Here is a 23,184-nt window from a genome sequence, read left to right as displayed (position 1 = left end):
AGGACGCCGGAATCCGGTCGCCTTCGGCAAGGCGCTTCACTGGAACGGTTCCTGGCGAAGACTGTGCCCCTCAGTCACCGTGGGGCGTCCGGAGCCCGTCTTCGCCGTCCTGTCATCAGTGACGCTTGCGATCGATGCCGATGCACCGGTCGGAACCGCTGCATCGGCAGTGCAACCTTTACTGAGGCTTGACTGCGACAGCGGTGAAGGGACCGAACCCGACCTTCGGGTCCATGGGATCGCTCAACGGACCCGGCCACGTCACGTCGGGACAGATCAAAGATTTTTGATTGCGGTCTTGAGGTCCATCGGAAACGAAAGCGGAAAAGTCCGCGGCCGGCACAGCCGATCCTGCTTTTCGCTTCAGCACTTTCGTGACGACGGCCCGAGCGACCTGATTTCCGAGCGCGATTCCCGTATCCGCGTCAAAGATATAATGGACACCCATGGTCAATCGGCTATCAGCGTTCTCTCGTTCCGCACAAGTCATCGTCATGATGCGATCTTGGCAGAATTTCTTGCTTGTAAACCGATCAGTAATATTCCCATTTTCGTCTTTGCCGCACCGCACATAATTGAGTGCATCTTTATTCGACCCGTTGAATTCGTCCGAGACAAATTTGAATTGCCCGCCGGGCTCGTAGAATTGCCTGAGAACGCCGAACAAGGCTCCGCCGAAGCTGGCGTGACCGGATGGATATGCGGGAAATGGAGGAGTGATGTTCAGTCCGCCATCGGAATTGCTGACCTGCGCACCGAGCGGAAACCATTGCGACGGAAAGCTGTCCGACGAGTCGTTGAGCTGCGCCTGACGGATGACCGTTACAGGGCGAGCCACTTGGTAATGATATTTTGCTTCCCAAGCTGCGATCGCCGCATCCGCCATCGCGATGTTGACCAATGCATAGAGGTGCAGAAGGTCGGCGGTTTCGGTCATTTGAACGCCTGGACGCAATTGGATCGGCGTAAAATCAGCTCCGGACGGCATATTTGATGATTCGATGACTGCATCGACGATTTGATTGTACAAGCGAGGTGGCGCGCACAAGCCGGCAGTGCCGTCGTAAGCCCAGAACTGTGCGATGCTCCTGCCATCCCGGTACTTTTCCGCCAGCTCGCGGTTGCCTTTGGCATCGTAGAGCGGCTCGGCCGCCCACTCATACACGGCATCGAGCGACGGAATCGTCGATCGGGCGTCGGAAAGCGTCAATTTGGATTCGAGCAACTTGTTCTTGACAGTGTCCGCGACCGGACCGGGGCGCAGCGATGCGGCCGTCTCAAGCGCGAACGGACGGACTTCCTTCCAGTATGCGCCAAGGGCAGTCTGGATTTTCGAGACCGGGTCCGGAGACCATTGCGCCGGCGGCAGCTTTCCGTCGACCGGATTGATCTGAGGGGTTTTTGCCGATCCGAATTGGGGTTCGGTGAGCTTTGAGCCGTCATCCTCCCGTAATGCCCTGATACGTTGAGCGACGGAGCTTCCGATACGAGCACCCTCTTGGTAATCGGCCGAATTTATACCTAGTATCTCCGCGGCACACTGACGATAACTTTTGAGGTTGAAGTCATATATTCCGAGATTGATATCTTCGAGATTTTTACAGTCGATGGGAGGTAATGCAATCCGGGAATTGATCAACCCGGGGTAAAGCCATGCAAGAACCTCGTAGGCCGCCTGATGGATCGCGGCCGCGGTCTTTTTGTCTGACGGCACTCCGTGAACAGGCGGCTCGATGAAGCTATCCAGGCCAGCTCCATATATCATGCTGTCGTAGGCACCGGAATAAACGTTCGCAGCCTCGAACATCGCGAGATGGACGAGCGCCATCGCTCGGCTGGATCGATGCGGGCCAACTTGCTGGTAATAGGTGACGGGGCCTGCGACGATACCTGGCACGTGATCGACAGAGGTTGCATCGAGAGACACGTGATGCCAGAATCTAAAATAATCATTTGCGCCTGGCGTCTGTGTTTTGTTGCCTGGCGCCAAAATAGAGAGCTGAAGTAGGGAGTTGATCGAAGCAGGAGTGGACAATTTTGCAATCGTCTGGGCGATATCTGCTCTGGCGACAAAATTATTGGTTAGATTTTGCGGCGTGAACGTGTCCAACGTCAGATTGTTGCCCGACCCCGGCAATTTGAGCCTGGTAGTTTTGGCTTGGTCGGCCTTGATCGCAGTCGGGTCCCTGCGCCCAGCCGTTGCGCCGAAGATACGATTGAACTCGGCGTAGCTTTCCGGTGTCAGAGGCTGAGTTTGCGATCTGGCTTCGGCAGTTGCGCCTACGACGATGACACAGGCAATGATGGTCGACAGCCGCATTGGAAGTCTCCCTCACCGTTTATTTCGCTTCGATTAAGCGATTGGCCGCCAAATCATACGGTTATGAATGGTTGGTTCGCAATCAAAAAATCACGTTCGAGCGAAATTTATTACGTTTAAATTTTACCGCCTATCTGAGTACAACGATGACACACTATAGTGATTTTTGATATCTCTGCCGCCTGAGCTATGCTATTTCCGAGATTGCGACCGCCGTTTGCATTGTTGTTTTGATATATAGAAATTAGATAGAAAAATAAATTTGTCAAAATTTTCTTTTTATAAATTAAATATCAAAAATCTATACTTTTGTGTCGCTTAATGGAAGAAATAATAACGCGACTATTCATGAGCCCTCGGCGTGAGCGACCGGCACCGACGTTGTGGCTCGGCAAGGGGAGGATAGTGCTGCACTTCTTGACGAACGGCTCCGCTGGGGGACGGCCATCGGCTTACCCCTCGATCCGAGCCGCCCAGTCATCATCGCCTCGATGGAGACGGCCGCGTCGTCCGTCGCCTGGACTTCAGCGGACTTTCGACCGAATACGCCCTTTCGTGGCTCGCCGCTAACACGCCGCGCCGTACCGCTCCCCCTCGAAATCGAGGTGCAGGTAGTCTGGCGCGAACCGGGCCACCCCCGTCAGGGCATCGATGTTCGGAATCGCCAGAACCTTGTCCCGCCAGTCGATCAGGCCGGACAGGCGCAGCTCGCGCAAGGTCCGGTTGACGTGCACCGCCGAGAGCCCGAGCGCATCGGCGAGCTCGACCTGGGTGATCGGCAACTCGCAGCGGCCGTCCTTCGCCCGGCCGACGGCCTGTTGCCGGAAATATACCTCGCAGAGCAGGTGGGCGACGCGCTCCAGCGCCGTGCGCCGGCCGATATTGACCAGCCATTCGCGGTGAATCGCCGCCGTCACCAGGACCTCCCACCACAGGGCCCGGGTCAGGCGCGGGTCGGCGTTCAGCATCGTCTGAAGCAAATCGCGGGAGATCTTGGCGACCGCCACCGGGGTGAGCGTACCCAGCGCGTGGTCCATCCGGCGCAGGAGGAAGATGTTGAGGTCGCACAGGTCGCCCGGCAGCAGGAACGACATGATCTGGCGGCCGCCATCGGCGAGCTGCTTGTAGCGGCAGACCCAGCCGCCGAGGATCAGGTTGACGTCGGTCGGCTCCTCGCCCTCGGCGATGATGTCCTGGTGCGTGTCGTAATTGACGATCCGGGCGGTGGCGGCCTGCTGCAGGAGGCTCTTGTCCGCGTCGCTCAGGCGGGTGAACCGTTCGAGCTTCCGGATCAGCGGATTCATCGTGCCCCCCTTCCGGCCCGCAGCTCGGCAGCGCGAGTGTCCTGTCGTTCCCGACGGACAGTTAGTGTCTGTCGCGGCCCAGTAAAGCGCCGGGTCGAGCGCTTACATGCGGCAGCGGCAGGATCGGGGTCCGTCGCCTCACCTCCCGGCCGTTCCGGCCTCCCTCTGGGGGAAGGCGAATCGGCGGTGCGTCGGGAAGGATCGCCGCGCCGCACCTGCCGTTGCGATCCGCATGCGATCGACAGTCGAAGCGTCGACGCTCCGAGCGACGAGGGACCTCTCGTCTGCGGTCGCCTTCGCATGAACTAGGCCGAACGGTCGAGTGTCGGTACCCGACCAGCCTCCTTAGAACCGATCGGCAATCGAGCGCGCGAGCGCCCGGAGGCGGATCCTGCGCGGCGTAGAGCCGGGGTGGACGAGACCGGCCGCTCGGCCGTCCCGCCCACGGAACGACCGCGTCGGGCCCTGGGGAACAGCATGGGCGGCGGCGACGGCCGTTCGCCGACAAGCCGGGCGAAAACGATGGGGTTCGAGGGCACGGACAGCGCGTGGCACGAGGCGACGCTGGGCCGGACCATGTCGGTGCGCGGACCGGGGCTGCATACCGGCCGGGTCGCCCGGGTGACGCTGAGCCCTGCCCCGGCCGGCCACGGCATACGCTTCGCCGTGCGCTGCCCGCGCTCGGGGATCTCCGCCGATGTGCCGGCCGGCATTGCCGGCTGGGTCGCGAGCCGGATGAGCACCGCCCTCGATATCGGCCAGGGGCGCAAGCTGCGCACCATCGAGCACCTGATGGCGAGCCTCGCGGCGTGCCGCATCGACAATGCCGCGATCACCGTGCAGGGGACCGAGATCCCGATCCTCGACGGCTCGGCCGCGCGCTGGTGCGCCTTGATCGATGCGGCCGGGCGGGTGGCGCAGGAGCGGCCGCGCGAGGCCTTACGCATCCGCGCGCCCTTCCAGGTCGACGGGCTGCACGGGTTCCTGCGCGCCGAGCCGGCCGACGATTTCAGCGTCGATGTCAGTACCGACCGGCTGCCGGGTTTCGGCGTGCTGCGCTGGTCCGGCCCGATCGACCCCGCCTCGTTCCGGGCCGAGATCGCCGAAAGCCGCAGCTTCGGCAATGCCTCGCTGATCTGGCGCACGCTGCTCAAGACGCGGCTCGCCCGCACGCTCCTGCCGGGTTCGACCCGGGACCGGCTCTGGGCACGCTCCTTCGAGTCCCAGACCGTGCGCGAGAGCGGCCTCGTCCCTGCCCTGGGCCGGCCGGAGCACCGGCGCCCGATCGGCCCGGAGACGGAAGAGCGGATGCACCCGCGCGACCGCGAGCCGCTGCTGCGCGGCGCCCGCCCCGGGCGGGTCGCGATCCTGCTCGGTGGCCGGGTGCTGGGCGGGGCGCGCTTTCCCGACGAGCCGGTGCGGCACAAGATCCTCGACCTCGTCGGCGACCTCGCCCTCGCCGGCCGGCCGATCCTCGGGCGCATCGTGGCGAATTGCCCGACCCATGCGCTTACCTTCGCGTTCCTGAGCGAGCTGATGCGCCATCCGGAATGCTGGGAGGTCGTCCCCCTCGCGGGCGCGTCGGCGGCCGGCACCGCTCGGGATGCCGTCCGCCCAACTTGATTTGGCCGCAAAGGCGAGCGATCGAAGCCCGTCGACGGCCGCGCTCGCGGGCGGCAGGGGAGATCCGAGGCCTCCGCCTTGCCCGCAAGCTTGGGCGTCAGTACGGTCCGGCACCTCCCCCGAGCCGCCCCGTGGCCGTCCCTGTCCGGTCGGAAGACGCCGAAGCTTGCGCACGTATTCACTCGTCCTCGCCTGCCTCGCGGCCCTCGCCGGGCTGCTTCTCGCCACGCCGGAGGCCCGCGCGGTCGAGGCCGTGCGCGTCACCCTCGATTCTCAGGCCATCGACCTGACCCCGGCGATCGAGCGCTACCGCTCGGACGGCGACCTGATCCAGATCTCCACGGCGCCCGGCAAGGACGGCATCGTGCGCCGCATCGCCGTGAAGGCGCGCGAGACCGGGGCGCGGCCGGACTGGATGGTGTTCGCGCTGACCAACGACACCGACGAGCAGATCGACCGCCTTCTCGTGGCCCCGCATTTCCGCCTCGTCGGCTCCGGCGTGGTCTGGCCCGATCTCGGCGGCTCGCGCATCGCCGCCATCACGGCGAGCCAGGGCATCCGCCCCGAGCGCGACGAGAGCCCGGATGCCGACCAGTTCGTCATCACGCTCGATCCCGGCACCACGGTCACCTTCGTGGCGGAGCTGCGCACCCCCAACGTGCCGCAGGTCTATCTCTGGGACCAGGATGCCTACCGCAAGAAGGCGACCGGGCTCACCCTGTACAAGGGCATCATCATCGGCATCGCCGGGCTCCTGGCCCTGTTCCTGACCATCGTGTTCGTGGTCAAGGGCGCCATCATCTTCCCGGCCGCCGCCGCCCTCGCCTGGGCGGTGCTGGCCTATGCCTGTATCGATTTCGGGTTCTTCCAGCGCATCTTCCCGGTGACGGAAGCCGCCGAGCGGATCTACCGCGCGTCGGCTGAGGCCGTGCTCGGTGCGACGCTGCTCGTGTTTCTGTTCGCCTATCTCAACCTCGCCCGCTGGCACGTGCGCTACAGCCACGTCGCGCTGATCTGGCTCCTGTTCCTCGGCGGCCTCGTGGGCCTCGCCGTCATCGATCCGCCGGTGGCGGCGGGCGTGGCGCGCATCTCGATCGCGACGGTGGCGGGAATCGGCCTGCTGCTGGTGGTCTACCTCGCCATCCATAACGGCTACGACCGGGCGATCCTGCTGGTCCCGACCTGGCTCCTGCTGCTCGCCTGGGTGGTGGCGGCGGGCTTCGCCATCACCGGCCAGCTCCACAACGACCTCGTCCAGCCGGCGCTGATCGGCGGCCTCGTGCTGATCGTGATGCTGATCGGCTTCACGGTGCTCCAGCACGCCTTCGCGGGCGGGGGCTTGGGCAACAGCCTCGTCTCCGACACCGAGCGCCGGGCGCTGGCGCTCACGGGTGCCGGCGACGTCGTCTTCGACTGGGACGTGCCGGGCGATCGGGTCTTCGCCGGGCCCGAGATCGAGGGGCAACTGGGCTTGAAGCGCGGGGCGTTGGAGGGGCCGCAGGCGAACTGGCTCTCCCTCCTCCATCCCTTCGACGTCGAGCGCTACTCCGCCGCCCTCGACACGGTGATCGAGGAGCGCCGCGGCCGCATCTCCCAGGATTTTCGCCTGCGCTCGGCGGCCGGCCCCTACTACTGGTTCCGCCTCAAGGCGCGGCCGGTGATCGGCACCGACGGCGAGGTGGTGCGCATCGTCGGCACCATCGCGGACGTGACCGAAGCGAAGATCGCCGAGGAGCGGCTGCTGCACGACGCGGTGCATGACAACCTCACCGGCCTGCCCAACCGCGAGTTGTTCAACGACCGGCTCGACTCGGGCCTCGCGCTGGCGAGCCAGGACCCGCGCCTCAAGCCGACCCTGTTCGTGGTCGACATCGACCGCTTCAAGCAGGTCAACGACGCGATCGGCCTCTCGGCGGGCGATTCGATCCTGCTGACCCTGTCGCGCCGCCTCAACCGGCTCCTGCGGCCGCAAGACACCCTGGCCCGGGTCGCCGGTGACGAGTTCGCGATCATCCTGCTCTCCGAGCGCGATCCCGACCGGATCATTGCGTTTGCCGACAGCATCCGTCGGGCGATCACCACGCCGATCACCTATGCCGACCGGGAGATCTTCCTGACGCCCTCGATCGGCGTGGCGCTCCACGAGGCCGGCGCGGTGGTGAAACGCGACGACGTGGTCAAGAACGCCGAACTCGCGATGATCAACGGCAAGCGCCAGGGCGGCGACCGGATCGAGGTCTACCGTCCGACCATGCGCTCCGACCGCGGCGAGCGGATGATGCTGGAGAGCGACCTGCGCCGGGCGCTGGAGCGCAACGAGATCAAGGTCCTTTTTCAGCCGATCGTCCGCCTTGAGGACCGCACCGTGGCAGGCTTCGAGACGGTTCTGCGCTGGGACCACCCGCGGCTCGGTCGCGTCGCCCCCCAGGTCTTCCTGCCGATCGCCGAGGAATCCGGCCTCATCGTCAATCTCGGCGTCTTCGCGCTCGAGCGCACCGCCGCCGAACTCGCCGCCTGGCAGCAGGCGCTGGTTGTCGAGCCGCCGATCTTCGCGTCCGTCAACCTGTCCTCGCGCCAGTTGTTGCGCCACGATCTCCTGCACGACGTGAAGACCGTGCTCGCCCGCACCGGCGTCGTCCCCGGCTCGCTCAAGCTGGAGCTGACCGAGGCCCTGGTGATGGAGAACCCGGAATACGCCGCGCAAATGCTCGCCCGCATCCACGAATTGGGCGCGGGCTTGTGCCTCGACGATTTCGGCACCGGCTACTCGGCGCTGACCTACATGCAGCGCTTCCCCTTCGACACGATCAAGATCGACCACTCCTTCGTGCGCCAGATGGCGAACGGCCGCTCCGGCATCCTGCGGTCGATCGTCCGGATGGCGCAGGAACTCGGCCTGGAGATCGTGGCGGAGGGCGCGGAATCCGAGGCCGACGCCCTGGCGCTGGCCGAGATCGGCTGCGACTACGCGCAAGGGTTCGCGTTCGGCGAGCCGATGTCGGTGTTGCAGGCCAGGCAGCTGGTGGGGGCGGCGCCCGAGGCGGCGTAGCGGCGGATACCGGCTCCGTCGATCCTGTGCGGCCTCGCACGGAAACGGCCTCTGGCAGCGCGGAAGAGTGGCCTGCGGCTCCCGGGCGACGAAACCGCCAGCGATGACGCCTCATCGGGCGCCGACCTGCCCGTTCGCCCGCGTCCATGTCGAGGAGCTGCCCGATGAAGTGGTTGCGTACGGCTTTGCTCCTCGCCGTCCTGGTCGCGGCGGGGGCGCAGGCGGAGGCTGGGTCCTCCGGCCTCGCGACGGAACCCGCAAGCTTCACCGCACACCGCGAGCAGGCTCTCGCCCGTCTGCAGGCACGCTGGGGGACGGAGCGTGCGGTAGCCCTGAACGCCCCGCGGGAATGGCGCCCGGCCGTGTCGGGGCGGGGTGCGGCGCCCTCCAGGGGCATCCTTCTCGTGCATGGCCTCGGGGATTCTCCCTGGTCCTTCCACGACGTGGCCCAGGATCTCGCTGCGAACGGCATCCTCGTGCGCACGCTCCTCCTGCCGGGCCACGGCACCCGCCCGGAGGATCTGCTGGATGCCGATCTGGAGCAGTGGCGGCAGGTCGTGCGCGAGCAGGCGGAGGCTTTGCGCCGCGATGTCGGGCAGGTCTATCTCGGCGGCTTCTCCACCGGGGCCAACCTCGCCGCGGAATACGCCTACGAGAACGACGCCGTCGCCGGGCTCGTGCTGTTCTCACCGGGCTTCAAGTCGGACGTACCTCTGGATTGGACGACGCCGCTGCTCGCCCGAATCCGTCCGTGGCTGCTCGCGCCGGGCGGGCGGGCGCCGCTTCAGAACGAGGTGCGCTACCTGACGGTGCCGACCAACGGCTTCGCGCAATTCTATCGCAGTAGCCAGGCGGTGCGGCGTCACCTCGACGAGCGGCCCTACGACAAGCCGGTCTTCATGGTCGTGGCCCGCAACGACTCGGTGCTGGATACGGGCTACCTGCTCGACACGTTCCGCGAGCGCTTCCCTCACCCGGCCAGCCGGCTGATCTGGTACGGCGAAACGCCGGCGAAGCCAGGCGACGAGGGACGGATCCTCGTCCGCAGCGATCGCCTGCCGGAATGGCGGATCAGCCAGTTCTCGCATATGGGCATCCTGTTCAGCCCTACGAACCGACTGTATGGCGACCGCGGAACCGCCCGCATCTGCTGGAACGGTCAGGACGAGGCCGGCTTGCAGGCCTGCGAGCGCGGCGGGGAAGTCTGGTACTCGGACTGGGGGTATCGCGAGGCGAACAAGACCCACGCCCGGCTGACTTTCAACCCTTACTTTGCGTGGCAAGCGTCCATCTTGAAGTCGGTGCTGGATGCGGTGTCCGCTCACCCCGGAAATCTTACCGGCGATCTGGTCGGGGGCTCGTCCGCGATGGCGCCGGAAGCCCTGCACCGGACGTCCTCCGCCGTGCCGGCCTCCCGTCCCTGAGGCCGGCGCCCGAACGGGCGGGCCGTTCCCCCGGCCGGTGCCGATCAGGGATGGTCCCCGCCCACCGGCTCCGCACACAACGCCCCCAAAGCCTCCACCAGCCGGTCCGGGTTCAGGGGCTTCCTGAGCATCGGCAGATCCGGCCACATCAGCCGCATCGCCCGAGGCAGGACGCCGCCGGTGCAGATCAGAACCGGCACGCCCTTGGCGATCAGGCATTCGGCGGTGGGCGTCGCTTCGCCGTCGGCGAGGTTGAGGTCGAGGATCGCGACGTCGATCGCCTCGAGGTCGATCAGGGCCAGGGCTTCGCGGTTGGTGCGGGCCGGGCCGACGGCGTGGGCGTTCGAGGCGGTCACGATCTCGGTCAGCTCCAGGGCGACCAGCGCCTCGTCCTCGACGATCAGCACCCGTCGTCCGTCCAGCATCGCGATCTCCGTGGGTTCCGGGGCGGGCGAATCGCCGTCCGCTCCGGGCAACGGAGGCGAGAGTGTGTCGGCGGCTCCCCCGGGTCAATCGCGCGAATGCGACGGTGCGGTTTAAATGCTCCTTAACCATGACGGCAGCATCGTCAGCCTGGCCGTGATCGGATGCGGCGCGCCCTCAAGGGGTGCGGTCCGGACGGCGCGAGGCGCGGAGAGGCGGCGATGGGCGAGGCGGCGTTTGACATCTCGGGCCAGGAAAGCAGCGGCCCGGATTTCGATCTGGTGCGGCGCCTGCTTCTGCCGCCGGGCTGGATCGGGGCCCGTCCCTACCGGCTGCCCCCGCCCGACGCGATGGAGATCGAGGAGATCGACGACCTCGTCGCGACGCTCGAAGCCGAGAACAAGGTGATGAAGGCCGTGCTGCGCTCCGAGCGCGAGGCCGCCGCGGAGCTGCGGGCCCAGGTCGCCGCGTTGACGACCCAGCAGGCTGAAGGCGAGGACCGGCAGGAAGACCTGCGTGCCGACCGCGACCGCTGGGCCTCGCTCGTCGAGCGCCTGCTGTTCGCGCCGCGCTGAGAGCGTGGCTCGCCCCTCGTCCCGTTCCACCGCCAGATCAGTCGCACGGAGACGGCCATGAGCCCCCGCTGCTCGCTCGTCGTCAACGGCAAGCCCGTCCGTGTGGCGACCGGCGACACGCCCCTCGACGCCGCCCTGCCCCGGAACGTGGCGGCCGGCCGCGACGGCGTGATCCAGGATTCCGTGCTGCAGGAGGTTCTGCCGCGCCTGCGCAACACCAGCCGCGCCCGGCCCCGCCTCGGCGAGGGCGTCGCCACCCGGCCGGGCCCTGCCCCGTCCGCCCTCGCCGTCCTGCGCACCGCCAAGCGCGCCGGCACGCTGCTCTCCGCCACGCCGCTCTCGGGGGCGGTGATGGAAGTGGTGGTCACGGTCTCGCGCACCCTCGACGTCGCTCCCGGCCAGGCCGTGGAGGTCGCCTTCGCAGGGCTGCCGGCCCGGCCCTACTGCCCGACCCAGCGCGTCGCCGGCAATACCGAGCTCAACGAACTCGTCTTCCACCTGCGCCGCGACCGCGGCGCGCTCGGCCCGGCTCTGGGCGAGGCGGTGCATCCCGGCCATGCCGTGCGGATCAAGGGCCCGGCCGGCGGCACACCGTACCGCCCCGGCCCCGGACGCCTCTTGCTGGTCTCCGCCGAGACCGGCTTCGCGCCGATCTGGGCGATCGCCCGGGCGGCGCGCCACATCGAGACCGGCCGCGAGATGGTGGTGGTGGCCGGCGCCGCGGATGCCGACGACCTCTACATGCGCCCGGCCCTCGACTGGCTGCGCGGCACCGGCGTGCAGCAGGTCACGCTCGCCGCGAGCCGCGACCGCCGCGGCCAGGCGGATGTGCGCCACGGCCCCGTCACCGCCCACCTGCCCACCTTGCGCGGCAGCGACACCGTTCACGTCGCCGGCCCGCCGGAGATCGTGCGGGCGATCGAGCGGCTCTGCGACAGTGTCGGGGCGTCCTGCGCCGCCCTGCCCTTCCTGCCCTCCCGCAGCCGGGCCCGCAGCCTCGTCACGCCGGGGGATACGGGGGCGCAGTTCGGGTTGTGAGGCCCCGTCAGGGAACGGCGTGCAGCTCGGCGACCGGCACCGGATAGGCGTGCGGCCGCCCGGCCAGCATCGCGTCGATCAGCGCCAGCACCTCCGCCCGCCCGACATTCGCCGCCTGCTCGAACGGCGTCCAGGTCTGGTGGAAGTCGAGGGCGGCGAAGACCGTGCGGTAGCGAGTAAGCTCGGCATGGGTCAGCGGCACGCCGCGCACGAAGGCCTTGTGGGCCGAGATCGTCAGCGCCTCGCGCGGATTCTGCGGGTCCAGCTCGAACTTCAGGGCGTCGCCGCAGAACACGATGCCGCGGGAGCGATCGTGCAGCACCGCGTGGCCGTCGAAATGGCCGGCGGTGCGGTGGAGCGTCAGACCCGGCAGCGGCTCCAGGACGTCGTCGTAGGGCCAGGAGACCTGGAGCGCCGCGCTCCAGGTGAAGTCCGCCGCCGGCAGGCACAGTTCGGGGTCGAAGCGGTCCTGGAGCTGGGGCAGCGCGCCGTAGCTGTGCGGATGCGACGCCGAGAGAATCGTCATGCCGCCCAAGCCGGCGATGTGATCGAGCGCCGCCTCGCTGAAGACCGGGCAGCCCTCGAAGCCCATGTTGCCGTTCGGCGTGACGATCAGGTAGGCGCTCGGCCCGATGCCGGTGACCGGCTCGTTCCAGAATTTCCACACCCCCGGCTCGACCTCGGCCCAGTGGCACGGGAACGAGTCTTGCGCCTCCGCGACATCGCGAAAACGCCAGCCGTCCTGCGGGACGACGTGGCGCGCGTCGAGGCACATGGGGCAGCTCGGCGGCGCCGCGAAATGGCGCTGCCAGAAGCCGCAATTGTCGCAGACGAAGGCGGGGAGAGCGAGGGCGCCCGCGAAGGGCAGGTATCCGGGCACGCGCGAGACCTGATCGAGGCTGGAAGTGCCGCCGGATATAGGTGCGGCGGCACCGCCGTCGATGGAGGCGGCGCTACAGGTCCGCCAGCACCCGGGCGCAGACCGCGTCGAGCTTGGCCATCAGCGCCGGATCGCGGTGGGTCGGGGCGGTCATGATGGCGCCGTCCAGCGCCCGGTCGGAGCCCGCCGGGCAGGGCTCGCGCTCGGCCGGGAAGTCACGGGCGAGCCGGCTCACCAGGCGGGCGGCCTTCGCGGCGTTGGCCCGCGCCACCGCCACCACGGCGGCCACGTCGACGGCGTCGTGCTCCGGGTGCCAGCAATCGAAGTCGGTCACCATCGCGATGGTGGCGTAGGTGATCTCGGCCTCGCGGGCGAGCTTGGCCTCCGGCATGTTGGTCATGCCGATGACGTCGTAGCCCTGCGCCTTGTGATTCAGCGATTCGGCGTAGGAGGAGAATTGCGGCCCCTCCATGCAGACGTAAGTCCCGCCCTTCCTCACCGCGATCTCCTCGGCCTCGGCCGCCTCAAGGATGCGGGCCTGCAAGCGCGGACCGACCGGATGGGCCATCGAGACGTGGACGACGCAGCCATTGCCGAAGAACGACGAGGTCCGGCCGACCGTCCGGTCGACGAACTGGTCGACGAGCACGAACAGGCCCGGATAGAGTTCCTGCCGGAACGAGCCGCAGGCCGAGAGCGCCACGATGTCGGTGACGCCGGCGCGCTTCATCGCGTCGATATTGGCGCGGTAGTCGATGCCCGAGGGCGACAGCCGGTGGCCGCGGCCGTGGCGGGCCAGGAACACCACCCGGGTCTCGCCGATGCGGCCGATGCGGAGCGCGTCCGAGGGCTCGCCCCAGGGCGAGGCGATCCGCTCCTCGCGCACGTCCTCCAGCCCGGGCAGGTCGTAGACGCCCGACCCGCCGATCACTCCGAGCACGGCCTTGACCATCAGAGGTCTCCTCTAACGAAAGAGGCCCCTTGCGGGGCCTCGGGAAGGGATGATGTCTGGCGTCAGCTGGTCTTGTGCAGCTCGGGCTGCAGCCCGTGCGTCTCGCCGCCGACGTCGGCCCAGATCTTCTTCTTCACGTAGTAGAGCAGTCCGGCCAGCACCATCAGGAACAGCAGCGCCCGCAGGCCCAGCGACTTGCGTGCCAGGAGATGGGGCTCGGCCGTCCACATCAGGAAGGCGGTGATGTCGCGCGAGTACTGGTCGACGGTTTCCGGCACGACCGGCTTGCCGTCGGCGCCCTTGGCGTAGGTCACCTGACCGTCGCTGAGGGGCTTGGGCATCGCGATGACGTGGCCCGGATAGAACTCGTTGTAGTGGCCGCCCTCCGGCACGGTCACGTCCTTCGGCGGCTCTTCCTTGTAGCCGTTGAGGAGGGCGTGGATGTAGTCGGGGCCCTGCTCGGTATAGCCGATGAAGGGCAGCCAATCGATGATGAACCACAGGCCGCCGCGGGCGAAGGTGCGGGCCTTGGCCATCAGCGACAGGTCCGGCGGCGCCTTGCCGCCATTGGCGGCGGCCGCGGCCTGCTCGTTCGGGAACGGCGCCGGGATCTTGTCCGCCGGGCGGCCGGGCCGCTCGAACATGTCGCCGGAATCGTTCGGGCCGTCCTTGACCTTGTACTCGGCCGCCAGCGCCTTGACCTGGGCGGCGGAGAAGTCGGGTCCGCCTTCCTGCTCGAGGTTGCGGAAGCGGATGTAGTTCAGGCTGTGGCAGTTCGAGCAGACCTCGCGGTAGACCTGGAAGCCGCGTTGCAGCTGCGCCTGGTCGAAGGTGCCGAACATCCCCGAGAAGGTCCACTTCTCGCGGTGCGGCAGCGGGCCGTGGTCCTCGGCCGAGGCGGCGCCGGCCGACAGGAGCGCGGCGAGAGCGGCAGCCAAGAGAGCGCGTGTTCTGATCATTCCCCTCGATGCCCCTTACGGCGTCGTTAGTGCTTCATCGCGATCGTGGAGCGGGCGGATGCGTGGAGCATCCGCCCGTCCGGGGCATCATCAGCCCTTGGTCGGCGGCGCCGCCGTCGCGCCGGCCGGCATGCCGGAGGAACCGACCTGCTTGCCCGGGCCGGTGACGCTCTCCAGGATCGAGCCCGGCAGGGGCTTCGGCGTCTCGAAGAGGCCGACCAGCGGCATCACGATCAGGAAGTGGGCGAAGTAGTAGAAGGTGGCGATGCGCGAGGCCAGCACGTAGCCGCCCTCCGGGGGCTTCGAGCCGAGCCAGCCGAGCAGGAAGCAGCAGAAGATGAAGGCCCAGAAGAACTGGCGGTAGATCGGCCGGTAGTTGGCCGAGCGGACCCGCGAGGTGTCGAGCCACGGCGCCAGCGCCAGGATGATCACCGCGCCGAACATCAGCACCACGCCGCCGAGCTTGTCCGGCACCGCGCGCAGGATGGCGTAGAAGGGCAGAAAGTACCACTCGGGCACGATGTGCGCCGGCGTCACGGCGGGGTTCGCCGGGATGTAGTTGTCGGCGTGGCCGAGGTAGTTCGGCTGCAGGAAGATCCAGTAGGCGAAGAAGACGAAGAACACCACCACCGCGAACACGTCCTTGATGGTCGCGTAGGGGGTGAAGGGCACGGCGTCCTTGCCGGTCTTGATCGGGATGCCGGTCGGGTTGTTCTGGCCGGTGACGTGCAGCGCCCAGACGTGCAGGACGACGACGCCGGCGATCATGAACGGCAGCAGGTAGTGCAGCGAGAAGAAGCGGTTGATGGTCGGGTTGCCGACCGAGTAGCCGCCCCAGAGCAGGCTCTGGATCGTGTCGCCGACGATCGGGATCGCCGCCAGGATGTTGGTGATGACGGTGGCGCCCCAGAACGACATCTGGCCCCACGGCAGGGTGTAGCCGAGGAACGCGGTCGCCATCATCAGCAGGTAGATGATCACGCCGAGGATGTAGAGCACCTCGCGCGGGGCCTTGTAGGACCCGTAATAGAGGTTGCGGAACATGTGCACGTACACCGCGATGAAGAACATCGAGGCACCGTTGGCGTGCATGTAGCGCAGGAGCCAGCCGTAATTCACGTCGCGCATGATGTGCTCGACGGAGTTGAACGCCTCGGTGGCCGAGGGCTGGTAGTGCATCGCCAGCCAGACGCCGGTGATGATCTGCGAGCCCAGCATCGCCATCAGGATGGCGCCGAACGTCCAGAAGTAGTTCAGGTTCCGCGGAACCGGGAAGGCGATGAACGAGGAATGGACCAGGCCTGCGATCGGCAGCCGGGCCTCGAACCACTTCGCGAAGCGGCTCTTGGGGATGTAGGTTGTGGCGTGTGCGCTCATGGGGCAGCCCGCGTCTGGCGTTGTTTCACGATCGGCGGATCAGGCGGTGGCCGCTTCGCCGATGCGGACCTTGGTGTCGCCCTGGAAGGCGTAGGGCGGAATCGGCAGGTTGATCGGCGCCGGGCCGCGGGTCACGCGGCCGACCGCGTCGAATTGCGAGCCGTGGCACGGGCAGCCCCAGCCCTCGTGGCCGCCGGCATTGGCGATCGGCACGCAGCCGAGATGGGTGCAGTTGCCGTAGGTCACGAGCCAGCGCTCGTGGCCCGCCTTCACGCGGCCGAGGAACGGCGCCGGGTCGATCATGCTCGCCGGGGCGACCGCCTTCATGTCGGCGACCTCCTTCTCGGTGAGGTGGCGCACGAAGATCAGCTTGCCGCGCCAGAACACGTTGACGATCTGGCCGTCGGCGATCGGCGTCAGGTCGACGTCGATCGGCGCACCGGCGGCGATCGTCTCGGCATCGGGAGCCATCGAGGCGACGAAGGGCCAGGCCAGAGCGGCGGCCCCGACCACGGCGCCCGCGCCGGTGGCGAGGAACAGGAAGTCCCGGCGGGTCGACCCGTGGGGATGCGCGGCGTCGGATGGGGCGACGGTGGTGGCCAAGTTCCGGCTCTCCCGAAAATCGTTGACGGCGCGGGCCGCCGCTCGCGCGGCAACAAGGCGTCGAGGCCCGCGGGAAGGGTCGGCGGGGTTGTCGTTCCCCGATCCTGGCGGACCGAAGCACCTCCCCACTCATGGCGGCAATGCGACCGGGCGTCGCCGCGCGGCTAGCTCTCTGGCACGGTCAAGCCCCGGAATAAAGGGCGAAAAGGGGGCTGGATCCGGAGGAATTCCAGATTTCGGGCGAGTGTGTTTTCGAGTGCGGGGCGGCCTTGCAAGGCCGCCCCGAGGTTGTGCGGTGCTACTCGGCGGGAGCACCGATGCGGCCCGGGGCCGCGGGTGCGCCGGTCTGGCTCAGTCGCAGGACCGTGATCATGCCGACGATGCCCGCGCAGGCGATCAGCAGCAGGCCGCCGGTGAAGCTGCCGGTCCAGTCCTTGATCGCGCCGACGGCGTAGGGGGCGACGAAGCCCGACAGGTTGCCGATCGAGTTCACCACCGCGATGGCGCCGGCGGCGGCGGCCCCCGACAGGGTCTCGGTCGGCAGCGTCCAGGTGATCGGCAGCGCGCCGAAGATGCCGAGAGCCGCGCCCGAGAACAGCACCACCTTCATGATGTGATCGTCGACGAGCGCGGCCCCGATGGTGCAGACCGACGCGCAGGCGAGCGCCGCGGCGAGGTGATAGCGGCGCTCCTTCTTGGCGTCCGAGCGCCGGCCCCACCACAGCATGCCGACCGTGCCGACGGCGTAGGGGATGATCATCACGAAGCCGGTCTGGGCGTTGGTGAGCCCGAAGGCCTTGAAGATCTGCGGCAGGAAGAAGCCGAAGGCGTAGAGCAGCGCCACGGCGCCGAAATACACCACCGCGATCGCGAGCACCCGCGGGTTGAGGATTTCCTGGGTCAGCGGCACATGGCCCTGGCGCGGGTTGCGGGCGGCCTCGGCGGCGAGCGTCTGCTCCAGCCACGCGCGTTCGTCGGGGGCGAGCCACTTGGCGTCGGCCGGCCGGTCGGTGAGGTAGAAATAGGTCATCACCGACAGGACGATCGCCGGCAGCGCCTCGATCACGTAGAGCCACTGCCAGCCCTTGAATCCGAGCACGCCGTCGAGTTCGAGCAGCATGCCGGAGATCGGCGAGCCGATGACGCTGGAGAGCGGGATCGCCACCATGAACAGCGAGACGATACGGGCCCGGTAGGCCGCCGGGAACCACAGGGTGAGATAGAAGATGATGCCCGGGAAGAAGCCGGCCTCGGCCGCGCCGAGGAGCAGGCGCATGATGTAGAAGCTGGCCTCGCCGCCGATGAAGGCCATGCCGCCGGAGATCACGCCCCAGCTCAGCATGATGCGGGCGATCCAGCGCCGCGCGCCGAACTTCTCCAGCGCCAGGTTCGACGGCACCTCGAAGATGAAGTACGTGATGAAGAACAGGCCGGCGCCGAGGCCGTAGGCCGTGGCCGAGATGCCGAGGTCCTTGTTCATGCTCAGCGAGGCGAACCCGACATTGACGCGGTCGAGATAGGCCACGAAGTAGCAGACGATCAGGAACGGGATCAGGCGCCAGCTGACGCGCCTGATGGTTCGGGCTTCGATGTCGGTCGTCACGGCGATGTCCTCCCGGCCGATTGTTGTTGGGCCCTAATGGGGTACGGCCGGGTGTGAGAACCCGGCTCCGGTGCCCGGGATGACCGGATTGGTGCCCGTTGGCAAGGAGCGACGATCTGCGGAGGTGCAAGCCCTTGTGGGAGGGCCCTCTTCTGGTCTAGTGCTCCCCTCCCCCACCGGTGACGCACCGCAGCAAGGCCCGTCGGGCCGCACGCGAGCCGGTGCCCGTTCGAGATGCAGAAGTTCGCCATGGTCACGCCACGCCGCGACAGCGGAGCCGACCGCCCCCAGCTCACCGGAGCCCGGGTGCTCGTCGTCGAGGCCCGCTACTACGAGGACATCGCCGACGAGCTTTTGGCCGGCGCGAAGGCCGCGATCGCGGAGGCCGGCGCCGAGGCGGTGGTGGTGACGGTGCCGGGGGCGCTGGAGATCCCCCAGACGGTGGCGATCCTGCTCGAGGCCGCTGCCCGGGCCCACACGCCCTACGACGCGGTGGTGGCGCTCGGCTGCGTCATCCGCGGCGAGACCGGCCATTACGACATCGTCGCCGGCGAGAGCGCCCGGGCGCTGATGGACCTCTCGGTCATGCTCCGCCTGCCGCTCGGCAACGGCATCCTGACGGTCGAGACCGAGGCCCAGGCCCAGGCCCGCGCCCGGGTCGCCGAGATGAACAAGGGCGGCGGCGCGGCGGAGGCGGCGCTCGCCGTTCTGGCCCTGCGCCGGGCCCAGGATGCGGGCCGCCAGGACCGCACCATCGGCTTCACCCCCCGCCGCGATCCGGAGACCAAGTGAGATGAAGCCCGCCGAGCGCAGCGGCGCCCGCCTCGCGGTGGTCCAGGCCCTCTACGAGATGGAGATCTCCGGCAAGGGCGTGATCGACGCCCTGGCCGAGTTCGAGGCCTTCTGGATCGGGCAGGTCATCGACGAGGTCGAGCACCCGCCGGCCGAGACCGCCTTCTTCCGCGACCTCCTGCGCGGTACCGTCGAGGAGCAGCGCGCGATCGACCAGCGGCTCGACGCGGCCCTCGCCGCCGGCTGGCCCCTGCGCCGCCTCGAAGCGGTGGTGAGGGCGATCCTGCGCGCCGGTGCCTACGAGGTGATGTTCCGCCGCGACGTGCCGGTGAAGGTCGCGATCTCCGAATATGTCGACGTCGCCCACAGCTTCTATGAGGGCGAGGAGCCGGGTCTCGTCAACGCGGTGCTCGACAAGGTCGGCCGCGCCGTGCGCCCCGACGATTTCACCAAGGGGTCCCGCGCCGGTTGAGGCCGCGGGAACGGTGCCCTGCGGACGCGCACGAACACGAAATAATACGAAAATTTTCCGTTTTTGCCGTTAGATCGTTGTGGCCCTCGGCCCCCTGGGCTCTAGCTGTCGGCCAAGGTTCGGGCGGGTCACGGTTGCGTCCGCCATCCGCCCCCTTCCGCGAGACCGTCACGCGATGGCACGTCCCGACCTGCCCCGCCCTACCGAAGACGAGCTGATCGCCCGCTACTTCGCGCCGCTCGCCGGCGCCGGCGGCCTGTCCTTGCGCGACGACGCGGCCGTGCTGACGCCGCGACCGGGCCACGACCTCGTCCTGACCACCGACGCGGTGGTGGCCGGCGTGCACTACTTCCCCGACGACCCGCCGGCCTCGATCGCCCACAAGGCGCTGGGCGTGAACCTGTCGGACCTCGCCGCCAAGGGCGCCGAGCCGCGGGGCTTCCTCCTCACCCTGGCCTTGTCGGACGATTGGGACGAGGCCTGGCTCGCCGAGTTCTGCACGGGCCTGAGCGAGGCGGCGGCGCTGGCGAGCTGCCCGCTGCTCGGCGGCGACACGGTGCGGGCGGCGGGCTCCACCCTCGTCGGCATCACGGCGCTGGGCGAGGTGCCGGCCGGCACGATGGTGCGGCGGGACGCGGCGCAGGTCGGCGACCGCCTGCTCGTCTCCGGCAGCATCGGCGACGCGGCGCTCGGCCTGAAGCTCCGGCAGAAGCCGGCAGCGTCATGGGGCGAGGCATTGTCCTTCCCGGCCCGTGCCGCCCTGGTCGACCGCTACCTGCACCCGCAAGCCCGCCTCGCCCTCGCACCGGCCCTGCGCGCCCATGCCCGCGCGGCGATGGACGTCTCCGACGGGCTCGTCGGCGACCTCGCCAAGATGATGCGGGCGGCGAACCTGAGCGCCGAGGTCGAGATCGATCGGGTTCCGCTCTCGGATGCCGCTCGGGGCGCCCTGGCGGCGATGCCGGTCCTGGTCGACACCGCGCTCACCGGCGGCGACGATTACGAGATCCTCTGCGCGGCCGATCCGGCCTCGGTGCCGGCCCTGCGCGAGGCGTCGGAGCGGGCCGGCCTGCCGCTCACCGAGATCGGCACGGTGACGGAGGGCGGCACCCCGCCGGTCTTCCGCACGGCCGACGGCACGGTGCGCAGTTTCCGCTCGGGCTCGTTCAGCCACTTCTGAGTCGTTCCGAAGGACCGGCGACCGGCGTCGAAAGTCTCAAGCGGACGAAGCTTGGGAGCGTTTGCGCTCGGGTGCGAAGTTTGGCACGACTAGGAGCGTGGATCCGCGCTGGCGCGCGGGCCCGCTCAACAGGGAGGGAGGCCTGCGTCGCGCGTTCACGGCCGCTCGCCATCTCGGCCGTCCGACGTCGCGGGAATGCCCGACAATCAAGGACGGTAGAATGACCGCACTCCTGCTCATCATCCTGGGCGGCCTCTGCGCCGTTGCCTACGGCATCGTCACCATCAACGACGTCATGCGGCGCGATGCCGGCACGCAGCGCATGCAGGAGATCGCCGGCGCGATCGCCGAGGGCGCCCAGGCCTATCTTCGCCGCCAATACCTCACCATCGGGCTCGTCGGCGTGGTGCTGTTCGTGCTCCTCGCCTGGTTCCTCGGCATCAAGGTAGCGGTCGGCTTCCTGATCGGTGCCGTCCTGTCGGGGCTGGCCGGCTTCATCGGCATGAACGTCTCGGTGCGCGCCAACGTCCGCACCGCGCAGGCCGCGGCGCAGTCGCTCGGCGCCGGTCTCTCGGTGGCGTTCAAGTCGGGCGCCGTCACCGGCATGCTGGTGGCCGGCCTCGCCCTTCTCGGCGTGGCGCTCTACTACACCTACCTGACCCGCTTCGCCGGCCTTAACCCGGCGAGCCGCGAGGTGATCGACGCGCTCGTGGCGCTGGGCTTCGGCGCCTCGCTGATCTCGATCTTCGCCCGTCTCGGCGGCGGCATCTTCACCAAGGGAGCCGATGTCGGCGGCGACCTCGTCGGCAAGGTCGAGGCCGGGATTCCCGAGGACGATCCGCGCAACCCCGCCACCATCGCGGACAATGTCGGCGACAATGTCGGCGACTGCGCCGGCATGGCGGCCGACCTGTTCGAGACCTACGCGGTCACCCTCGTCGCCACGATGGTGCTGGCGGCGATCTTCTTCTCCGGCCAGGTCGATGTCGGGGGCCGCAACGTGCTTGAGACGATGCTGATCTACCCGATGGCGATCGGGGCGGCCTGCATCATCACCTCGATCATCGGCACGTTCTTCGTGCGCCTCGGCTCGAACCAGTCGATCATGGGGGCGCTCTACAAGGGCCTGATCGGCGCCGGCGCGCTCTCGATCGTCGCCATCGCGGGCCTCAACATGGTGATGTTCGGCGGCTTCTCGACCCGCTTCACCACCACCGGCGGCGACAGCTTCACCTCGCTCAGCCTGTTCCTCTGCGCGGTGGCAGGCCTCGTCATCACGGCGCTGATCGTCGTCATCACCGAGTACTACACCGGCACGCGCTACCGGCCGGTCAAGTCGATCGCCCATTCCTCGGTCACCGGCCACGGCACCAACGTGATCCAGGGCCTGGCGATCTCGCTCGAATCGACCGCGCTGCCGGCGATCGTCATCGTGGGCGGCATCATCGTCACCTACACGCTGGCGGGCCTGTTCGGCATCGCCATCGCGGTCACCGCGATGCTGGCGCTGGCCGGCGTGGTCGTCGCCCTCGACGCCTTCGGCCCGGTCACCGACAATGCCGGCGGCATCGCCGAGATGGCGGGGCTGCCGAAGGAAGTGCGCAAGTCCACCGATGCGCTCGACGCTGTCGGCAACACCACCAAGGCGGTCACCAAGGGCTACGCCATCGGATCGGCGGGCTTAGGCGCCCTGGTGCTGTTTGCCGCCTACACCTCGGACCTCAACTACTTCATCAAGAACGCGTCACCGACCCAGTACCGCTTCTTCCAGGGCGTCACCGTCGACTTCTCGCTGCAGAACCCCTACGTGGTCGTCGGCCTGCTGCTCGGCGGCCTGATCCCGTACCTGTTCGGCGGCATCGCCATGACGGCGGTGGGGCGCGCGGCCGGCGCCGTGGTCGAGGAGGTCCGCCGCCAGTTCCGGGAGAAGCCCGGCATCATGCAGGGGACCGAGCGGCCCGATTACGGCCGCGCCGTCGACATGCTGACCCGGGCGGCGATCAAGGAGATGGTGGTGCCCTCGCTGCTGCCGGTCCTGTCGCCGGTGGTCCTGTTCTTCGTGATCCAGGCCATTGCCGGCAAGGGCCAGGCCTTCGCCGCGGTGGGCGCGATGCTGCTCGGCGTCATCCTCACCGGCCTCTACGTCGCGATCTCGATGACCTCCGGCGGCGGCGCCTGGGACAACGCCAAGAAGTACATCGAGGACGGCCATCACGGCGGCAAGGGCTCGGACGCCCACAAGGCCGCGGTGACCGGCGACACCGTCGGCGACCCCTACAAGGACACCGCCGGCCCGGCGGTGAACCCGGCGATCAAGATCACCAACATCATCGCCCTGCTGCTGCTGGCGATCCTGGCGCATAGCTGATCGACGGCGGATCCGACGATCCGCCTGCGATCCCCACATCCTGTCGTGCGGGTGGTGGAACAGGCAGGGGCGTCATCGCACGATGGCGCCCCTCACCGATCGACGTCATCGAGCCCCAAAGAGCAAATCGCATCGACGGCGCGACGGCGTGACCGGCGGAGGACGACCAGCGGCGTCCCTGGCATCCGATAGCGTGGTGGGATAGCCTGTTCTCCGGGCCGATGCTGCCTGCCGCTCGCCCC

Annotated in this window: 18 protein-coding genes; 9 read left to right on the top strand and 9 right to left on the bottom strand. The window is 68.1% G+C overall.

The window, feature by feature from the left end; translation table 11 throughout:
* Window positions 1–178: 178 nt before the first annotated feature.
* The gene (locus AC3AOF_RS20210) at window positions 179–2,320 is read right to left on the bottom strand and encodes a vanadium-dependent haloperoxidase (protein ID WP_488346312.1); all 2,142 of its coding nucleotides are present in this window, start codon (window positions 2,318–2,320) and stop codon (window positions 179–181) included.
* A gap of 566 nt (window positions 2,321–2,886) precedes the next feature.
* A complete protein-coding gene (locus tag AC3AOF_RS20205; protein WP_236989187.1) occupies window positions 2,887–3,624 on the bottom strand; it encodes a Crp/Fnr family transcriptional regulator in 738 nt (245 codons plus the stop codon).
* Between the two features lie 522 nt (window positions 3,625–4,146).
* On the opposite strand from AC3AOF_RS20205, the gene AC3AOF_RS20200 reads away from it, so the two are divergent.
* From AC3AOF_RS20200 to AC3AOF_RS20190, 3 genes are all read left to right on the top strand, one after another.
* The gene (locus AC3AOF_RS20200) at window positions 4,147–5,247 is read left to right on the top strand and encodes a UDP-3-O-acyl-N-acetylglucosamine deacetylase (protein WP_488346311.1); all 1,101 of its coding nucleotides are present in this window, start codon (window positions 4,147–4,149) and stop codon (window positions 5,245–5,247) included.
* A 166-nt stretch (window positions 5,248–5,413) separates the two neighbouring features.
* A complete protein-coding gene (locus AC3AOF_RS20195; protein WP_488346310.1) occupies window positions 5,414–8,296 on the top strand; it encodes an EAL domain-containing protein in 2,883 nt (960 codons plus the stop codon).
* 164 nt (window positions 8,297–8,460) lie between these two features.
* Window positions 8,461–9,720, top strand: a complete 1,260-nt coding sequence (locus tag AC3AOF_RS20190; protein WP_488346309.1) for an alpha/beta hydrolase — start codon at window positions 8,461–8,463, stop codon at window positions 9,718–9,720.
* Between the two features lie 44 nt (window positions 9,721–9,764).
* Here AC3AOF_RS20190 and AC3AOF_RS20185 read toward each other — a convergent pair whose 3' ends face one another.
* On the bottom strand, window positions 9,765–10,145 hold the full coding sequence (locus AC3AOF_RS20185) for a response regulator (RefSeq protein WP_488346308.1): 381 nt from the start codon (window positions 10,143–10,145) through the stop codon (window positions 9,765–9,767).
* Between the two features lie 219 nt (window positions 10,146–10,364).
* On the opposite strand from AC3AOF_RS20185, the gene AC3AOF_RS20180 reads away from it, so the two are divergent.
* Window positions 10,365–10,718, top strand: a complete 354-nt coding sequence (locus tag AC3AOF_RS20180) for a hypothetical protein (RefSeq protein WP_236989191.1) — start codon at window positions 10,365–10,367, stop codon at window positions 10,716–10,718.
* A gap of 57 nt (window positions 10,719–10,775) precedes the next feature.
* On the top strand, window positions 10,776–11,756 hold the full coding sequence (locus tag AC3AOF_RS20175; protein ID WP_488346307.1) for a ferredoxin reductase domain-containing protein: 981 nt from the start codon (window positions 10,776–10,778) through the stop codon (window positions 11,754–11,756).
* A 7-nt stretch (window positions 11,757–11,763) separates the two neighbouring features.
* Here the strand turns inward: AC3AOF_RS20175 and AC3AOF_RS20170 are convergent, their stop codons facing one another.
* The 6 genes from AC3AOF_RS20170 to AC3AOF_RS20145 form a co-directional block, all read right to left on the bottom strand.
* Window positions 11,764–12,636, bottom strand: coding sequence for an MBL fold metallo-hydrolase (locus AC3AOF_RS20170; protein WP_488346306.1), 873 nt, complete (start codon window positions 12,634–12,636; stop codon window positions 11,764–11,766).
* 73 nt (window positions 12,637–12,709) lie between these two features.
* The gene (locus tag AC3AOF_RS20165; protein ID WP_488346305.1) at window positions 12,710–13,588 is read right to left on the bottom strand and encodes an S-methyl-5'-thioadenosine phosphorylase; all 879 of its coding nucleotides are present in this window, start codon (window positions 13,586–13,588) and stop codon (window positions 12,710–12,712) included.
* A gap of 62 nt (window positions 13,589–13,650) precedes the next feature.
* Entirely contained in the window at window positions 13,651–14,547 is an 897-nt protein-coding gene (locus AC3AOF_RS20160) for a cytochrome c1 (protein ID WP_488346304.1), read from the bottom strand.
* A gap of 90 nt (window positions 14,548–14,637) precedes the next feature.
* On the bottom strand, window positions 14,638–15,924 hold the full coding sequence (locus AC3AOF_RS20155) for a cytochrome b (RefSeq protein ID WP_488346303.1): 1,287 nt from the start codon (window positions 15,922–15,924) through the stop codon (window positions 14,638–14,640).
* A gap of 39 nt (window positions 15,925–15,963) precedes the next feature.
* Window positions 15,964–16,527, bottom strand: a complete 564-nt coding sequence (gene petA, locus AC3AOF_RS20150; RefSeq protein WP_236989197.1) for a ubiquinol-cytochrome c reductase iron-sulfur subunit — start codon at window positions 16,525–16,527, stop codon at window positions 15,964–15,966.
* Window positions 16,528–16,825: 298 nt separating this feature from the next.
* On the bottom strand, window positions 16,826–18,130 hold the full coding sequence (locus AC3AOF_RS20145) for an MFS transporter (protein ID WP_236989198.1): 1,305 nt from the start codon (window positions 18,128–18,130) through the stop codon (window positions 16,826–16,828).
* Between the two features lie 249 nt (window positions 18,131–18,379).
* Here AC3AOF_RS20145 and ribH point away from each other — a divergent pair, with 249 nt between their 5' ends.
* The 4 genes from ribH to AC3AOF_RS20125 all read left to right on the top strand — a co-directional run bounded on the left by ribH (window position 18,380) and on the right by AC3AOF_RS20125 (window position 22,942).
* Window positions 18,380–18,922 (top strand): 6,7-dimethyl-8-ribityllumazine synthase, encoded by a 543-nt coding sequence (gene ribH, locus AC3AOF_RS20140; protein ID WP_236992727.1) that lies wholly within the window; start codon window positions 18,380–18,382, stop codon window positions 18,920–18,922.
* A 1-nt stretch (window position 18,923) separates the two neighbouring features.
* Window positions 18,924–19,394, top strand: coding sequence for a transcription antitermination factor NusB (gene nusB / locus AC3AOF_RS20135; protein ID WP_048432729.1), 471 nt, complete (start codon window positions 18,924–18,926; stop codon window positions 19,392–19,394).
* Between the two features lie 175 nt (window positions 19,395–19,569).
* The gene (gene thiL / locus AC3AOF_RS20130) at window positions 19,570–20,574 is read left to right on the top strand and encodes a thiamine-phosphate kinase (protein WP_236989199.1); all 1,005 of its coding nucleotides are present in this window, start codon (window positions 19,570–19,572) and stop codon (window positions 20,572–20,574) included.
* 220 nt (window positions 20,575–20,794) lie between these two features.
* A complete protein-coding gene (locus AC3AOF_RS20125) occupies window positions 20,795–22,942 on the top strand; it encodes a sodium-translocating pyrophosphatase (protein WP_236989200.1) in 2,148 nt (715 codons plus the stop codon).
* The last annotated feature ends 242 nt before the right edge of the window (window positions 22,943–23,184 follow it).

The sequence above is a fragment of the Methylobacterium sp. 142-1Y genome (assembly GCF_057747795.1).
The sequence above is the reverse complement of the archived record's forward strand: the minus strand, read 5'-3'. Positions and strand labels throughout refer to the sequence as shown.

Coding starts and splice junctions, on each gene's coding strand:
- AC3AOF_RS20210 (WP_488346312.1), bottom strand. CDS start 2,320: ATGCGGCTGTCGACCATCATTGCCTGTGTCATCGTCGTAGGCGCAACT.
- AC3AOF_RS20205 (WP_236989187.1), bottom strand. CDS start 3,624: ATGAATCCGCTGATCCGGAAGCTCGAACGGTTCACCCGCCTGAGCGAC.
- AC3AOF_RS20200 (WP_488346311.1), top strand. CDS start 4,147: ATGGGGTTCGAGGGCACGGACAGCGCGTGGCACGAGGCGACGCTGGGC.
- AC3AOF_RS20190 (WP_488346309.1), top strand. CDS start 8,461: ATGAAGTGGTTGCGTACGGCTTTGCTCCTCGCCGTCCTGGTCGCGGCG.
- AC3AOF_RS20185 (WP_488346308.1), bottom strand. CDS start 10,145: ATGCTGGACGGACGACGGGTGCTGATCGTCGAGGACGAGGCGCTGGTC.
- AC3AOF_RS20180 (WP_236989191.1), top strand. CDS start 10,365: ATGGGCGAGGCGGCGTTTGACATCTCGGGCCAGGAAAGCAGCGGCCCG.
- AC3AOF_RS20175 (WP_488346307.1), top strand. CDS start 10,776: ATGAGCCCCCGCTGCTCGCTCGTCGTCAACGGCAAGCCCGTCCGTGTG.
- AC3AOF_RS20165 (WP_488346305.1), bottom strand. CDS start 13,588: ATGGTCAAGGCCGTGCTCGGAGTGATCGGCGGGTCGGGCGTCTACGAC.
- AC3AOF_RS20160 (WP_488346304.1), bottom strand. CDS start 14,547: ATGATCAGAACACGCGCTCTCTTGGCTGCCGCTCTCGCCGCGCTCCTG.
- AC3AOF_RS20155 (WP_488346303.1), bottom strand. CDS start 15,924: ATGAGCGCACACGCCACAACCTACATCCCCAAGAGCCGCTTCGCGAAG.
- ribH (WP_236992727.1), top strand. CDS start 18,380: ATGGTCACGCCACGCCGCGACAGCGGAGCCGACCGCCCCCAGCTCACC.
- nusB (WP_048432729.1), top strand. CDS start 18,924: ATGAAGCCCGCCGAGCGCAGCGGCGCCCGCCTCGCGGTGGTCCAGGCC.
- thiL (WP_236989199.1), top strand. CDS start 19,570: ATGGCACGTCCCGACCTGCCCCGCCCTACCGAAGACGAGCTGATCGCC.
- AC3AOF_RS20125 (WP_236989200.1), top strand. CDS start 20,795: ATGACCGCACTCCTGCTCATCATCCTGGGCGGCCTCTGCGCCGTTGCC.